The 15,402-nt window shown below is 62.2% G+C and carries 14 protein-coding genes and 1 pseudogene; 7 read left to right on the top strand and 8 right to left on the bottom strand.

Going from position 1 to position 15,402, the window contains the following annotated elements; all coding sequences use genetic code 11:
• The first annotated feature begins 28 nt into the window (after positions 1-28).
• The gene (locus RB548_RS26295; protein WP_331376700.1) at positions 29-826 is read left to right on the top strand and encodes an NAD(P)H-dependent oxidoreductase; all 798 of its coding nucleotides are present in this window, start codon (positions 29-31) and stop codon (positions 824-826) included.
• Between the two features lie 104 nt (positions 827-930).
• Here RB548_RS26295 and RB548_RS26290 read toward each other — a convergent pair whose 3' ends face one another.
• Both RB548_RS26290 and RB548_RS26285 read right to left on the bottom strand, forming a co-directional pair.
• Entirely contained in the window at positions 931-2,247 is a 1,317-nt protein-coding gene (locus RB548_RS26290) for an HlyD family type I secretion periplasmic adaptor subunit (protein ID WP_331376699.1), read from the bottom strand.
• Positions 2,244-4,013 carry a type I secretion system permease/ATPase gene (locus RB548_RS26285; protein WP_331376698.1) on the bottom strand — a complete coding sequence of 590 codons (1,770 nt, stop codon included), beginning with the start codon at positions 4,011-4,013 and terminating at the stop codon, positions 2,244-2,246. The genes RB548_RS26290 and RB548_RS26285 overlap by 4 nt, the downstream gene beginning before the upstream one ends.
• A gap of 391 nt (positions 4,014-4,404) precedes the next feature.
• Between RB548_RS26285 and RB548_RS26280 the strand changes: the two are divergent.
• A pseudogene (locus RB548_RS26280) lies at positions 4,405-5,136 on the top strand (YoaK family protein); the annotation flags it as partial.
• A gap of 35 nt (positions 5,137-5,171) precedes the next feature.
• Here the strand turns inward: RB548_RS26280 and RB548_RS26275 are convergent.
• The 3 genes from RB548_RS26275 to RB548_RS26265 form a co-directional block, all read right to left on the bottom strand.
• Positions 5,172-5,519, bottom strand: a complete 348-nt coding sequence (locus RB548_RS26275; protein ID WP_331376697.1) for a hypothetical protein — start codon at positions 5,517-5,519, stop codon at positions 5,172-5,174.
• A gap of 304 nt (positions 5,520-5,823) precedes the next feature.
• On the bottom strand, positions 5,824-6,267 hold the full coding sequence (locus RB548_RS26270) for a universal stress protein (protein ID WP_331376696.1): 444 nt from the start codon (positions 6,265-6,267) through the stop codon (positions 5,824-5,826).
• Positions 6,268-6,441: 174 nt separating this feature from the next.
• A complete protein-coding gene (locus tag RB548_RS26265; RefSeq protein WP_331376695.1) occupies positions 6,442-7,539 on the bottom strand; it encodes a DUF475 domain-containing protein in 1,098 nt (365 codons plus the stop codon).
• Between the two features lie 432 nt (positions 7,540-7,971).
• Here RB548_RS26265 and RB548_RS26260 point away from each other — a divergent pair, with 432 nt between their 5' ends.
• Together RB548_RS26260 and RB548_RS26255 are read left to right on the top strand one after the other, a co-directional pair.
• Positions 7,972-8,223 carry a DUF982 domain-containing protein gene (locus tag RB548_RS26260; RefSeq protein WP_331376694.1) on the top strand — a complete coding sequence of 84 codons (252 nt, stop codon included), beginning with the start codon at positions 7,972-7,974 and terminating at the stop codon, positions 8,221-8,223.
• A gap of 235 nt (positions 8,224-8,458) precedes the next feature.
• The gene (locus RB548_RS26255) at positions 8,459-8,749 is read left to right on the top strand and encodes a DUF982 domain-containing protein (protein ID WP_331376693.1); all 291 of its coding nucleotides are present in this window, start codon (positions 8,459-8,461) and stop codon (positions 8,747-8,749) included.
• A gap of 134 nt (positions 8,750-8,883) precedes the next feature.
• Here the strand turns inward: RB548_RS26255 and RB548_RS26250 are convergent, their stop codons facing one another.
• From RB548_RS26250 to RB548_RS26240, 3 genes are read right to left on the bottom strand one after another with little or no spacing between them, the layout of a single operon-like run.
• Entirely contained in the window at positions 8,884-9,663 is a 780-nt protein-coding gene (locus tag RB548_RS26250; RefSeq protein ID WP_331376692.1) for an SDR family oxidoreductase, read from the bottom strand.
• Positions 9,664-9,699: 36 nt separating this feature from the next.
• Entirely contained in the window at positions 9,700-10,848 is a 1,149-nt protein-coding gene (gene dgoD / locus RB548_RS26245) for a galactonate dehydratase (protein ID WP_331376691.1), read from the bottom strand.
• 57 nt (positions 10,849-10,905) lie between these two features.
• On the bottom strand, positions 10,906-11,673 hold the full coding sequence (locus RB548_RS26240) for a FadR/GntR family transcriptional regulator (protein WP_331377101.1): 768 nt from the start codon (positions 11,671-11,673) through the stop codon (positions 10,906-10,908).
• A gap of 191 nt (positions 11,674-11,864) precedes the next feature.
• On the opposite strand from RB548_RS26240, the gene RB548_RS26235 reads away from it, so the two are divergent.
• From RB548_RS26235 to araH, 3 genes are all read left to right on the top strand, one after another.
• Positions 11,865-12,848 carry an arabinose ABC transporter substrate-binding protein gene (locus RB548_RS26235; protein WP_331376690.1) on the top strand — a complete coding sequence of 328 codons (984 nt, stop codon included), beginning with the start codon at positions 11,865-11,867 and terminating at the stop codon, positions 12,846-12,848.
• A 69-nt stretch (positions 12,849-12,917) separates the two neighbouring features.
• Positions 12,918-14,444: an L-arabinose ABC transporter ATP-binding protein AraG gene (gene araG, locus RB548_RS26230; protein WP_331376689.1), complete on the top strand. Its 1,527-nt coding sequence runs from the start codon at positions 12,918-12,920 to the stop codon at positions 14,442-14,444.
• Between the two features lie 2 nt (positions 14,445-14,446).
• Complete coding sequence (araH, locus tag RB548_RS26225; RefSeq protein ID WP_331376688.1) at positions 14,447-15,397, top strand: L-arabinose ABC transporter permease AraH; 951 nt, start codon at positions 14,447-14,449, stop codon at positions 15,395-15,397.
• Positions 15,398-15,402 lie beyond the last annotated feature (5 nt).

Below are 15,402 nucleotides of genomic sequence, written 5' to 3'. Positions count from 1 at the left end.
ATCGATTTTGCTATTGGAGGCCGACGCCATGAAAGTCCTACTCGTCTTCGCCCATCCCGAACCGCGTTCGCTAAACGGCGCGCTTCGCGATATCGCCATCAAGGAACTGGAGGCCCAAGGCCACGAGGTGCGCATATCGGACCTTTATGCCGACCGCTGGAAATCCGAAGTCAATCATGCCGACTTTCGGTCGCGCGCGCCGGACGCACGATTGAAGGTGGCCAAGGCCTCGGGAGAAGCTTTCGCCACCAACGCTCTGACCGAAGACGTAAAAGCCGAGCACGAAAAGCTCTTGTGGGCAGACGTCCTGATCCTGCAGTTCCCGCTGTGGTGGTACAGCATGCCGGCGATCCTCAAGGGCTGGGTGGATCGCGTGTACGCCTACGGCTTCGCCTATGGTGTCGGCGAGCACAGTGACAAATATTGGGGCAACCGCTTCGGCGAAGGAACTCTTGCGGGCAAACGCGCGATGTTGCTCGTGACCACCGGCGGTTGGGAGGAGCATTACTCCGCCCGCGGGATCAACGGGCCGATCGACGACCTCCTATTCCCGATCAATCACGGGATCCTCTTTTATCCGGGTTACGACGTGCTTCCGCCATTCGTCGCCTACAGGGTTGATCGTCTCGATGAGCCCGGCTTCCATGTCGTGGCCGAACGCCTGCGCGAGAGGATGCGGACGCTCGGCTCCATGCCGCCCATCCCCTACCGGCGGCAGAACGGCGGAGACTATGTGATCCCGAGCCTTCAGCTTCGACCCGGTCTGGGTGATCCGAATGCGAACGGCTTCGCTCTTCACTTGAACGGCGCAAAAGCAGCAGACTAGAGCGCCGTGCGTTCAAGTGAACGCACAAAGGACGCTCTAGCACTTTGATTCTAGAGCATCTTATCCGCTTTCAGTGATTCCACTTGAAAGCGGGATGCTCTAGGCTAATCCTCCCGGAACGCATGCCGCATCTGGTCGGTGAGCGGCTTCGTCAGGTAGGAGATCACCGTGCGGTCGGCGATCTTGATGAACACCTCGGCCGGCATGCCGGGATAGAGCGAGAGTCCGTTGAGCTTGGCGAGGCTCTCTTTCTTCGGCCGGATGCGCAAGGGATAGTAGCTGGTGCCGGTGCGCTCGTCTGTTACGAGGTCCGGCGCGATCGTTGCCACCTCCGCCTCGACCTCGGGCGTCGTGCGTTGATTGAAGGCGCTGAAGCGGATTTCGACCGGCTGGCCGACATGGATCTGGTCGATGTCATGGGTGGCAACGCGTGCCTCCACCGTCAGGTCGTCGGCCTCGGGCACGACGAGCATCAGCGTCTCGCCCGGATTGACCACACCGTTTACGGTGTGGATGGCGAGCTGATAGACGCGGCCCGAAAGCGGCGCGGTAATGTCGAGCCGGCGCAACTGGTCGGATGCGGCGGTCCGCCGCTCCTCGTATTCGGCGATCTTCGCCTCGACATCCGTGAGATCCTTGGAGATTTCCGTCCGTCGATCCTCGTCGAGCTGCAGGATCTGCAGATCGATCTCGCTCGACTTGCCGCGCGCCTGGGCGCGGGCGGCGATGCGTTGTCCGCGGTCACCCTCGAGTTCGGCACGCTGGCGCTTCAGCGTCGTCACACGCTGCATCGGCACCAGGCCCTGACCGTAAAGCGAATCGACACCGGTAAGTTCCTCCGCGATCAGCTTGAGCGCGTCTTCGATTGCCTGCAACTGGACGGTCAGTCCTTCGATCTCGTCGGCCAACTGCGCCTTTCGGGAGGCAAGCTGGTCTCTCATGCCGATGAGCGCCGACCGGCGACTTGCAAAGAGCCTCTGCTCGCCGTCGACGAGCTTCGTCGCCGCGGCGCCGGAGATGAATTTGTCGAGATCCTTATCGACCTCGAACGAGACGGCACCGATCCGCTCGGCCTGAAGCCGGGCGCGGCGGGCATAGAGTTGCGCCAGCGTGCTTTCGACGATCGCCAGATTGGCGCGAACCGTGGTGCCGTCAAGACGGATCAGCACCTGCCCGGCATGGACCCGGTCGCCTTCGCGGACCAGGAGTTCGCCCACGATCCCTCCGGTAAGGTGCTGGACCTTTTTGACATTGTCGTCGACCACGACGACGCCACCGGCAACGATCGCGCTCGACAGCTCCGTCGTCGCCGCCCAGCCGCCCACGCCGGCGACAAGGGCGATAGCCAGCGTGGAGACGGCGACCATGTGGCGCCCGAGCGAGCGGCGGGCGCTCAACACCTGCTTTTTCCCGTCGCTCATTTCGCAACCTCCTGACCGTCACCGACAATTTTGAGCGGCGCCGAACGCTCCGCCTGCTGCACGCGTTCTCTGCGCAGCACCTTGCCCAGCACCTCATCCTTCGGGCCGAAGGCCTGCATGCGCCCGTCCTGCATCATCAGCACGAGGTCGGTACTTGCAAGCGCGCTCGGTCGATGCGCGACAACGACGACGATGCCGCCGCGCTCACGAACACTCATGATCGCCTCGCCGAGCGCCTGCTCGCCTTCGGCGTCGAGGTTGGAATTGGGCTCGTCGAGCACGACGAGGAAGGGATCTCCATAAAGCGCCCTGGCGAGCGCTATGCGCTGGCGCTGTCCGGCGGACAGCGCGGTGCCCCCCTCGCCGATCTCGGTTTCGTAGCCGTTCGGAAGGCGAAGGATCAGGTCGTTGACGCGCGCCGCCGTGGCAGCCGCGACGATCGCCTCGGGCGTGGCGTCTTCGATGAACCGGCAGATATTCTGTGCAACCGTTCCAGCGAAAAGTTCCACGTCCTGTGGCAGATAGCCAATGTGCTTGCCGAGAGCATCGCTATCCCACTGGTCAAGGGCCGCGCCGTCAAGCCGCACGGAACCGCGATAGGCGGGCCAAACGCCAAGGATGGCACGGGCGAGCGACGACTTGCCCGACGCGCTCGGACCGATGACGCCGACCGCGCTGCCGGCACGAACGGTGAAACTGATGTCGGAGAAGATCAACCGATGGGCGGCCGGCGGTCCGCTCGCCAGTCCCTCGACGCTCAGACGGTCGCGCGGGGCCGGCAATGCCAGCGGCGTCTCGGCCTCGGGCAGCGCCTTGAGCAGTTCCTTTAGCCGTTGCCAGCTCTGCCGCGCGCCGACAAGACCGCGCCAGTTGCCGATGGCGAGTTCCACCGGCGCAAGCGCGCGGGCCGTCAGGATCGAGCCGGCGATGATGATGCCCGGCGAGGCCTCGCCCTTGATCACCAGAACCGCGCCCGCCGCCAGCACACCCGACTGCAACGCCATGCGGAAGACCTTCGACACCGCGCCGTAACCGTTGCCGATATCGGATGTGCGACGGTTTTCGAGACGGAATTCCTCGTTGCGCCGTTCCCAGAGGTCGGTCATCCGCCCGGCCATGCCCATGGCCTGGACGACCTCGGCATTGCGCTGTGATGCCTGGGCGAAGGCATTGCGCAGGCCCCCCGCCTCTGCAGCCTTCTTGGCCGGCGCCTGGGTGCCGCTATTGGTGAGGTAGGTCAGAAGCGTGAGGATCAGCCCCCCGCCAATCGCTATGAAGCCGATGACGGGATGGAAGAGAAAGCAGATGGCGATATAGAAGGGTAACCAAGGCAGATCGAAAAGGGCGGCCGGACCGGCGCCCGACAGGAAGGACCGCACCTGATCGAAATCACGCAGCGCCTGCAGACCATCCCCGTGCATCCTCAGCTTCAAGGGTGCCTTGACCAGCGCCCGGTAGATCCGCCCACTCATCGTTTCGTCGAGGGCGCCGGCGATACGCACCAGCATGCGGCCGCGGATCAGCTCGAACGCGCCCTGGAAGCCGTAGAGCAGCAGTGCCAGGAAGGAGAGCGCGATCAGCGAGGGAATGCTTCGACTCGGCAGAACCCGGTCGTAGACTTCAAGCATGAAGAACGAGCCGGTGAGATAGAGAACGTTGACGAGCGCACTGGCGACACCAACGCCGATGAAGGCCGCGCGGCAGTCGCGCAACGCTTCCGCGGGATCGATGCTCTTTCGATTTGATGCTGCTCTTGACTTAGGCACTGATTGAAATCTCCGCGTCGGCCCCTCGGGCCGCTTGAACTCTGCTGACCGATCTATTCAGAGGCAGCAATGTAGAGTTGTTCCCCGGGAAACAATGATCCCTTCGAAAGCTTAAATATTGACTGCTGTCGGACCGGGGTGCATGCCCGCGCTCCGCCGTGATAACGCGCATGTCACTCCCACCGCTCGACGGCCGTTCTTCGGTCTTGGTGGATACGACCTGGTATCGCCCACAAGGCGCCCCGTTAGTATATCCCCGCCGCGCGAGCACGCCCATGACACCACCATACCAAACGCAAGATTGCTCGGACAGCCGCACCGATCCTGTGCTATCGGATGAATCGCACGTCCCGTCCGCCAATCCGATACTTTTCGGCACCATCGACCGAACATGAAATACTATCTCCGCAACCTGACTGCGAAGGAACGCAATGAGGCGACCGATCGCCATCTCGCCTTCTACCTGACATTCGTCGCCGGAGCTGCCAATGCTGGCGGCTTCATGGCCGTTAATCAATATACGTCACATATGTCGGGCATCATCTCGGCGATCGCAGACAACATCGTCCTTGGCAATATTGCACTGGTTGTGGCCGGCCTTGCCGCGCTCTTCTCCTTCGTTGCCGGCGCCGCCACCTCCGCTATCCTCATCAACTGGGGCCGACGGTTGGAACTGCAGGCGGAATATGCGCTTCCGCTGCTGTTCGAGGCGTTCCTGCTCATCTGCTTCGCAATAAGCGGAGCGTTCTTCCACCTCAATGAAGCTCTCGCCGTATCGGCCACCATAATGCTTCTCTGCTTCATCATGGGACTGCAGAACGCCATCATCACGAAGCTCTCCGGCGCGAGAATCCGCACCACCCATGTGACCGGCCTGGTGACCGACACGGGCATCGAGCTCGGAAAGCTGCTCTACTGGAACCGCGACAGCGCCAAGAGCTCCAGACTGCATGTCCGCGCCGACCGCCGGAAGTTGCGCCTTCTCATGTCCTTGATCGGCCTTTTCCTGGTTGGCGGGGTTTGCGGCGCTCTTCTCTTCAACAAACTGGGCGTTTCTGCGGCGCTTTTTCTCGCCGCGCCCCTGATGCTCATCGCAGCGCTCCCCGTGATCGAAGACGTCCGGTCTGCCTTGAACCGATAAAGTGATCGCCCTTCACCTCAATCCAATGACGGCCGGGTATCGAGAAAAGAGGGGATGTTGGCCGCAGCCGGTTCCGCAGACGATTCCAATGCAAGCTGCTGGGTTTCGATGTTGCCGCCCCTGCCCCATATCGCGGCAAGGCTCATCAATTCGTCCATCTCCTTTCTGAGCTTGTGCCACGCCAGAATGTCTTCGGCATGGATCGCATTCGTGCGCGGGTCGTAGAAGTGGCTGATTTCCTCAGCGACGTCCTTCCGGGCGGCCTCCAGACGGGCCTTCAGGACATTGACTTCATCCTTCACCAGGAAATAGCGCCGCATCACCGCAAGAAGCGCAAGATCGTTCGGATTGACGCTCAAGGACATCCCTCCCTGCCGTTTCATGACTGCCGACCTACAGCGCCGCGCGTCTTATCAGACGCGCAAAGGACGCTGTAGCACTTTGAATGGCTGCATGTTTTTATCCTTAGATCGGCTACGATTTAAGGAAACATGCAGGAGGTCGAACGGATCGGTACCCCCGCAGCCGTCGACCGGGCACGCCCCCCATCACGCGAAACTTTGACGCTTTTCCGGCAGCGGACAAAAAAACCCGGCGTCGCGAGACGCCGGGCCGGAAAACCTGCCGGAAAGCTGGAGAAAATTCGTGTCGTCCTGACGGCTTCGCGCGCTACTTCTTCCTGTAGATGAGCACGGGGATCGTCGAATGCGTCAGCACCTTCGCGGCGACGCTACCGAGGATCAAAGCGCCGACGCCGCCACGGCCGTGCGACGCCATCACGATGAGATCGGCGCCGATATCGTCCGCTTTCTTGATGATGGCACGATAAACCTCATGGCTGCGGGCCTGGTCCGTCTCGCACGACACGCCGGCACGCTCGGATTTCGCCGCGGCGGCGGCAAGTATTTCCCCCGCATGCTGACGGGACAAGGCTTCATATTCCTCTTTCGTGCTGCCGAGCTGCTCCGCATCGATCGAAAAGAGGTGGAATGGCTCCGTCACGGTCAACACCGTGATCTTCGCTCCGGCTTCCTTCGCAAAGGCAATGGCAGCGTCCACGGCGAGCGTAGCAAGCGGCGAACCGTCGGTGGGGATGAGAACGTTGCGGAACATGAAAACCTCCGTTGACTTCGCAGTTCAGGCTAACCGCATCGCCGCCAGTCACATTGACCCAGATCAATGTATTAGATATCGCTTAATTATACGGTATCAAGACAAGCAAAAACGGCCCGGCGGGTCACCCGCCGGGCCGTCTCTCCACCACGATTCTAACGCTTCGCCTCGTTCTCAGGCCTCGACGCGAAACCGGGCGTTGGGCTCATCCTCACAGGCCTCCGCCTCCCGCCGATTGTGACGAATCGACGACCACAGCGAGAGGCCGATGAGGCCGGCGCCACCGAGGCCGGTAATGACCTCGGGAATGTGGATCAGCGTCTGGAAATACATCACCACCGAAAGGATCAGAATCGCGTAGAAGGCGCCATGCTCCAGGTAGCGATATTCGTTGAGCGTGCCCTTCTCGACCAGCATGACCGTCATCGAGCGGACATACATGGCGCCGATGCCGAGGCCGATCGCGATGATGAACAGGTTCTGCGTCAAGGCGAAGGCACCGATGACGCCGTCGAACGAAAAGCTGGCATCGAGCACTTCCAGGTAGAGGAACGCACCGAAACCGCCCTTCGCCGCCGCGCTCATCGTCTGTTGCGAAGCATCGAGCAGACCGCCGACGACCTCGACGATGAGGAAGGTGAGCAGACCATAGATGCTGGCATAGACGAAGGTGTGCACGTGCTGGGCTTCGAGCAAGGTCGAGAACGCCAGGATGACGCTCAGGACAAAGGCGATCTCGATGCCCTTGATCGTTGCGAAGCGCGCCATCTTGCGCTCGAGCCAGGCGATCCAGTGCACATCCTTCTCCTGATCGAAGAAGTAGCTGAGACCGACCATCATCAGGAACGTTCCGCCGAAGGCGGCGATCGGCAGATGGGCGTCGCTCATGATGCGGGCGTATTCTTCGGGGCGAACCGCCGCAAGGATTACCGCGTCAATCGGTCCGATATTGGTGGCGATGACGACGATCAGCAGCGGAAAGACGATACGCATGCCGAAGACGGCAATGATGATGCCCCAGGTCAGAAACCGATGCTGCCAGGCCGGCGTCATGTCCTTGAGCTTGTTGGCGTTGACGATGGCGTTGTCGAAGGAGAGCGAAATTTCAAGGACAGCGAGCACCGCACAGATGAAGAAGACGGTCATGGTGCCGCTGAGAGTACCGGTCGACTGCCAGCCGAGCCAGACGCCAAGCAGTAAACCGAGGCCAGTAACGATGAAGGCCCACTTGAAATAGCCGAGGCCGGTCGTGTGCGAACGGGGCTGGGTCATGGACGACCCTCCGCGGCACGATGTGCCTCGGCGATTACAAACGGAAGATTTCGTGCAGGAAAAAAGCGCACAGCCGAATAGGCGCATGCGTTGGGCATGAGTTGAGTTTTCATGGTAGCTAACCCGCCGGCTCATTTGCTGGCGGTACCGACATCACGAGAGCGCCGTAAAACTCTCGCCAGAGGGGCCCGGCACCAATGTTCGTCCCGCGGTTCGATGTCTAAAAGGCGGGACCGCATCTTACTTAGCAGCGCCAAGCGTCTCGTCAAGAGGTGGGCGCGCGACCGGCACGCCACTTCGCCTTCTCAAAGGGCGTGCACAGAAGCGGCAATTGCGCGATAATATCACACCGTTCTGGCGTTACGGATGGAACCAAAGCCGGCTCCAACGGGTTTGAATTCCAGCGATAACGACCCTGTGAGGCAACGCGCCATGCACAGTTTCTGGTGGGACAGGAGTGTCCAGTTGGAACTCGATAACGCAGGCAAATACCGCGACGTAAAGAGCACGCGCGAGGCCGTCGAGTGCCTGATGCTGCGCTGGCCCCATCAGAACGGGCGTGCCCTTGCCGCCGCAAAACGCGTCTGCCTGCAGGCCCTCGAGGGCAAGGTCAAGACCGAGAAGGCTCGCAGGGCATTTATCAAGGCTGCCGAAGAGGCGCACCTCTCCATACGGAGTCAATAGGCATTCGCAACCCGGAAGCCTGTGGCTCCGCCCACAAGAGCATCAGCCCGAAAGTCGGATTCAATCTTTCGGGAAACATGATGCCACAAGTCGAAAGTCGTTCGGAGTGATTCGGACCCAGCCGGTCCGAAGGCGTTCGTCCCGAACCTATCCAGTACGCGGGTCAGCGGAATCCCACTTCGCTCGTTCCTCACCCCGCGCCAATGCCCCCGCTCGGGGACAGGAAAGGAAAGCGATGTACGAAATTCCATGGGCAGCGCCGGTCAGTATCAGCATGCTGGACGGGAAATGTCGCACGGTCGTCGGTCCGCTCGACGCGATGAAATGTCTGCAGCGCGAATGGCCCGTTCGAGGTGGCGCTTATTACAGCTATGCTATGCGCGCCTGCGAGGCGGCGCTAAAGCGCCAGAAAAGCCCGAGTGAAGCACGTGCGGCCTTCATTTGCGCGTCGCGGGAGGCCTTTCTGACGATCCTTGGAGGTCAAGCGCCCGAGGAAGGGAACAATGGATACCGGCCCGTGGAATGAACGCGTTCCTTTGGCATCAGCATCGCAGCGCTCGAACGCGATTGGCCGCCCTGCGTCGTCCGCGGGATCGCGATCCTTTGCGCACCCGATAAGACGCGCGGCGCTGTAGGCGCCGCGACGCAGGGAACCGCCAATCAGGCTGGGTGATGCAGCACGCTGAGGCCGCCATCCACCGTCACGCAGGTGGCATTCATGAAGGTGCACTCATCGGAAATCATGAACAGGGCGGCACGGGCGATTTCGTCAGGGGTCGCGATACGCCCGCCTGGGTGCAGCTTCATCGTTTCCGCTTCGGCCGCCGCCGGATCGGGGAAGCTGTTCCAGTAGTCGACCGCCTTCTGGGTCCGCACGTAGCCCGGAGCCAAAGCGTTCACCCGGATTCCCTTCGATGCATATTCGATCCCGAGCGACTTCGTCATGCCGATCAGTGCGTGCTTGGCAAGGGGATAGGGGAAGGTGTGCGGAATGATGGTGAAGGCATGCGTCGAGGCGATGTTGAGGATAACCCCGCCGCCCGCCTCGATCATGCCCGGGAGTGCGGCCTTGCAGCAATTCCAGGCGCCCTTTAGGTTCACATCGAAGCAGCGCTGCCAGTCCTCCTCGCTCGTCGCCAGCGGCTCCGCGAAGACGTTGATGCCGGCATTGTTGACCAGCGCGTTGGGGCGCCCGATGGTTTTCTCCGCCAGAGCAAAGGCCGCAGCGATTGCGTCGGCATCGGCAATGTCGGCGACCGCCGAGGAAACCGTGCCGCCCTCGGCCCGGAGTCTTGCTGCTTCCTTATCCAAGAGCGGCCGATCGCGATCGATCAAAAAGAGGCTGGCGCCCTCACCGTGGAAGACCTCGGCCATGGCAAGGCCAATGCCCTGGGCTGCGCCCGTTATGACGATGCGCTTGCCATCGAGCCGGTTGCCCATACTGTCCTCCTCGTTCTCGGTCCGCCCGTTGTCGCGTCACCATTCGGCGACGCTGCCATCCTCGTGGCGCCAGATCGGGTTGCGCCAGCGATGGCCTTCCCGGGCACGCTCGATGACATAGGCCTCGTCGACATCGATGCCGAGGCCAGGCCCTTGCGGGATCGACACGAAACCATCCTCGTAGCGGAACACCTCCTTGTTGGAGATGTAATCGAGGATGTCGTTGGCGGCGTTGTAATGGATGCCGAGGCTCTGCTCCTGGATGAAGGCGTTGTAGCTGACGGCATCGACCTGAAGGCAGGCCGCGAGCGCGATCGGACCGAGCGGGCAATGCGGCGCGAGCGCCACGTCATAGGCTTCCGCCATCGCCGCGATCTTGCGGCACTCGGTGATGCCGCCAGCATGCGAAAGGTCGGGCTGGATGATGTCGACATAGCCATCGGCAAGAACCGACTTGAAATCCCAGCGGGAATATAGGCGCTCGCCGAGCGCGATCGGCGTCGACGAATGATTGGCGATCTCCTTCAGCGCCTCCCGGTTTTCCGACAGCACCGGTTCCTCGATGAACATCAGCTTGAACTGCTCCAGTTCCTTGGCGAGCACCTTGGCCATCGGCCGATGCACGCGGCCATGGAAGTCGACGCCGATGCCGACATGCGGGCCGATCGCGTCGCGGATGGTGCCGATAGTCGAGACGGCCTTGTCGATCTTCTCGTTGCTGTCGACGATCTGCAGTTCTTCGCAGCCGTTGAGCTTGATCGCCTTGAAGCCGCGGGCGACGACGTCCTTGGCATTGCGCGCGACGTCGCTCGGCCGGTCACCGCCGATCCAGGAGTAGACCTTGATCCTGTCGCGGCATTGGCCGCCGAGCAGCTGGTGGATCGGCTGGCCGAGGGCCTTGCCCTTGATGTCCCAGAGCGCCTGGTCGATGCCGGCGAGAGCGCTCATGTGCAAGGCACCGCCGCGATAGAAGCCGCCGCGATACATTACGTTCCAGTGATCCTCGATCAGGAACGGATCCTTGCCGACAAGGTAGTCGGCGAGCTCGTGCACGGCCGCCTCGACGGTCAGCGCACGGCCTTCAACCACCGGCTCGCCCCAGCCGACAATGCCCTCGTCGGTTTCGATCTTGAGAAACAGCCAGCGCGGCGGAACGATATAGGTGGTGAGCTTGGTAATTTTCATGACGTGATGTCCATTGGGGGAAGAGCAAACGGGCGGGCTGCCCGCTTCACGAGTTGTTCAGGAGACCGGCCCTGTGGGCCGGTGCCGTTTGACGGCCGCAGCGAGATCGCGAGCCGCAAGGTTCAGCATGCGCATCGAACAGTCGCGCGCGGCCGCCTTGTCGCGCATGCGCAACGCCTCCACCAGTTCGCCATGGATGTCGATGGCCTCGTCCCGGCGTTCGGCGGCTTCGTTCGAAGCGTGCAGCGAGAATTTGAGCGCCGCCTGAATGATGCCGACGAGCTGCAGGAAGACCTGGTTGTGGCTCGCCTTCAGAAGGCATGTGTGAAAGGCGACGTCGGCTTCGGTGAAGCCCGCGACATCGCGCTCGCCGTCACGCATATCGCGCCAGGCGCGTTCGAGGTCGGCGATTTCCTGTACTGTCGCGCGCTCGGCCGCAAATTCTGCCGCCGCCGGCTCGATCGCCCGGCGCGCTTCCAGTATGCAGTTCAGCAGATCGAATTCGAAGATGCGCTCGCCGATCCATTCGAGAACCTGCGAATCGAGAATGTTCCACTCTTCCTTGTTGCAGACGACCGTGCCGACGCGGGAGCGGCCGCGCACCATGCCCTTCGATTCGAGGATCTTCAGCGATTCCCGGATCACGGTCCGGCTGACGCCATAGCGCTCGCAGAGATCGTTTTCGCGAGGCAGGAGCGTGCCGACCGGAAAGATCTCGGCGCAGATGTCGGAGGCAATGGCGCGCGTAATGTTCTTCTGGACGCGCGGCCGGCGCTGCGGCCGTTCCGCCACAATCCCCTGGTGCTCCTGCCCTTCCGCTGCCATCGGCTTCCCCACGCTGATCAAGTCGATGCTCCATAGCGCAGATCGCCGAGGCTGGCGACAGCGCGCCGAAGCGCACGCCTTCATTGTCATACATCACTATCGCATTCATCATACAATGGCAATTGACGAATATGATGATTCATCATACACAAATGCCAACTGCAGGAGGCAGTTCACCAGGGAGAGACATCATGCGCTTCATCAAGGCAGCCATTCTGGCCGGTACCGTCGCCGTACTCACCGCCACTTCGGCATTCGCCGCCGACGTCAAGATCGGCTTCATCGTCAAGCAGCCCGAGGAGCCATGGTTCCAGGACGAATGGAAATTCGCGGACGCCGCCGCCAAGGAAAAAGGCTTCACGCTGGTCAAGATCGGCGCCGAAGACGGCGAGAAGGTCCAGTCGGCCATCGACAATCTCGGGGCCCAGGGCGCGCAGGGTTTCATCGTCTGCACGCCTGACGTCAAGCTCGGCCCGGGCATCGTCGCAAAGGCTGCCGCCAACGATCTCAAGCTGATGACCGTCGACGATCGCCTGGTCAACGCCGACGGCAGCCCGATCGAAGACGTTCCGCACATGGGGATCTCGGCCACCAAGATCGGCGAGGCCGTCGGCCAGGCGATCGTCGACGAGATCAAGAAGCGCGGCTGGGACATGAAGGAGGTTGGCGCGGTCCGTGTCTCCTACGACCAGCTGCCGACCGCGGTCGACCGCGTCGAAGGCGCGCTTTCGGTTCTCAAGGCCAATGGTTTCCCGGAAGCTAACATCTTCGACGCGCCGCAGGCCAAGACCGACACGGAGGCCGCGCTCAACGCCTCGACGATCGTGCTCAACAAGAACGCCGGCATCAAGAAGTGGGTCGCCGTCGGCCTCAATGACGAAGCGGTGCTTGGCGCCGTCCGCGCGACCGAATCCGTCAGCATTGCCCCCGACAGCATGATCGGCGTCGGCATCGGCGGCGCGGAGTCGGCGATCAACGAGTTCAAGAAGCCTGCTGCCACCGGCTTCTTCGGTACCGTCATCATCTCGCCGAAGCGTCACGGCTACGAAACCGCGCTCAACATGTACGACTGGATTGCCAACGACAAGGAGCCGGAAAAGCTGATCCTGACCGCCGGCCAGCTGGCGCTCCGCGACAACTACGAAGCCGTCCGCAAGGAACTCGGCATCGAGTAACCGTCTCTGATGACGTCCTCGAGCCCCGGCGGTCCTCGGACTGCCGGGCATCCCGCTTCGGAGCAGTGCATGCAAGACTTCCTCGAATTCCGTTCCATTTCCAAGGGTTACCCCGGCGTCCAGGCGCTCTCGGATGTCTCCTTCGCCGTGCACAAGGGCGCCGTCCACGGGCTGATGGGCGAAAACGGCGCCGGCAAGTCGACACTGATCCGCGTTCTGTCCGGAGACCAGTCCGCCGACCAGGGCGAGATCCGCATCGACGGCGAGGTACAGCGCTACCGCTCCGTTCGCGACGCCTTCCATGCGGGCGTCATCGTCATTCACCAGGAACTGCAGCTCGTGCCGGAGCTGACGGTCGCCGAGAACCTTTGGCTCGGCCATTTCCCCGGCAAGGGCGGCGTGATCGACCGGCGGAAACTCATCGGCGTCGTCTCCCAAAAGCTGGCCGAAATCGGCATCGACGTCGACCCGGCCGCCAAGGTCGCGTCGCTTTCGATCGGCGAGCGGCAGATGGTCGAAATCGCCAAGGCAGTGATGCTCGACGCGCGCGTCATCGCTCTCGACGAGCCAACCTCTTCGCTGTCCTCCCGCGAGAGCGAAATCCTCTTTGCCCTCATCGATCGCCTGCGCGCGAACGGCACCGTCATTCTCTACGTCTCGCATCGCCTCGACGAGATCTTCCGGCTTTGCGACAGCCTCACGGTGCTGCGCGACGGCAAGCTCGCCGCACATCATCCGGAGATTTCCAAAGTGACGCGCGACCAGATCATTTCCGAAATGGTCGGGCGTGAAATCGCGAACATCTGGGGCTGGCGGGGACGCAGCTTCGGCGCCGAACGGCTGCGGGTCGAAAATATCGCCGGACCGAAACTGAAGGCTCCGTTGAGCTTCTCCGTCAGACGTGGCGAAATCGTCGGCTTCTTCGGCCTGATCGGCGCCGGCCGCAGCGAGATGGCGCGGCTCGTCTATGGAGCCGATACGCGCAGCCAGGGCAGCGTGTCGGTCGATGGCACGGCTGTGCCGGCAGACAGCCCGCCGAAGTCGATCCGGGCCGGCATCGTTCTCTGCCCGGAGGATCGCAAGTTCGACGGCATCGTCCAGGGACGGTCGATCGAGGAAAATATGACGATCTCCGCGCGCCGCCACTTTTCTCCCTTCGGCATCATCAACCCGCAGAAAGAAAGCGAGCTCGCCGACAGGTTCATCGCCAAGCTTCGCGTGCGGACGCCGTCCCGCCGTCAGGACATCGTCAACCTTTCGGGCGGCAACCAGCAGAAGGTCATTCTCGGTCGCTGGCTGTCCGAGGAAGGTATCAAGGTTCTCATCGTCGACGAGCCGACGCGCGGCATCGATGTCGGCGCGAAATCCGAGATCTACGAGATCCTCTACGGGCTTGCCGAGCAGGGCATGGCGATCGTCGTAATCTCCAGCGAGTTGCCGGAGGTGATGGGTATCACGGATCGCATCATGGTGATGTGCGAGGGGCGGCTGTCGGCGGACTTGCCGCGCTCAGCATTCGACGAGCGGCGGATCCTCGCGGCAGCCCTTCCCGACATCAAGAACAGCAGAGACATTTCCCTCACACAGGTACGGTGACGATGACCCATTTGAAAAAAATCCTTCTCGGCGAACAGGGCCTCGTCGTCATCTTCGCTGTCGCCTTCGTCATTGTGTCGTTGACGGTTCCGAATTTCCTCAGCGAACGCAACATGCTCGGCCTGCTGCAGTCGGTCGTGACGATCGGCATCATCGCCTGCACCATGATGTTCTGCCTCGCCTCGCGCGATTTCGACCTTTCCGTCGGGTCGACGGTGGCGTTTTCCGGCATGGTGGCGGTCATGGCCTCGAATGCCTCGGGCTCGATCCCGGTCGGGCTGCTGGCCGCCGTCCTTTGCGGTGCCGTTGTCGGCACAATCAACGGCGTCGTCATCGCTCGCTTCCGCATCAATGCGCTGATCACCACGCTTGCCACCATGCAGATCGTCCGCGGTTTCGCGCTGATCGCCTCGGACGGCCGGGCGGTCGGTATCAACGACCCCGGTTTCTACCAGCTCGCGCTGTCGCGCTTCCTCGGCATCCCGACACCGATCTGGGTCATGGGCCTGTTCTTCATCGTCTTCGGCTTCGTGCTGAACCGAACCGTCTTCGGCAAGAACACTCTGGCGATCGGCGGCAATCCGGAGGCCTCGCGCCTCGCGGGCGTCGACGTCGCCCGCATGCGCATCTGGATCTTCGCGCTGCAAGGCATCGTCTGCGCCGTTGCAGGCGTGCTGCTCGCGTCGCGCATCACCTCCGGCCAGCCAAATGCCGCGACGGGACTGGAGCTTTCCGTTATCTCGGCCTGCGTGCTCGGTGGCGTGTCGCTGGCCGGCGGCCGCGCGGCGATGACCGGCGTCATCGTCGGCGTGTTGATCATGGGCATCGCGGAGAACGTGATGAACCTGCTCAACATCCAGGCCTTTTATCAGTACGTCGTGCGCGGCCTGATCCTGCTCTTGGCGGTCCTCCTCGACAATCTGCGTTCGGTCGCAGGTAGACAGCGTGCCTGATCGGG

Source organism: Sinorhizobium chiapasense, from assembly GCF_036488675.1.
GTDB classification, from domain to species: Bacteria; Pseudomonadota; Alphaproteobacteria; order Rhizobiales; family Rhizobiaceae; genus Sinorhizobium; species Sinorhizobium chiapasense.
This window is presented reverse-complemented; position numbering and strand designations above follow the sequence as displayed.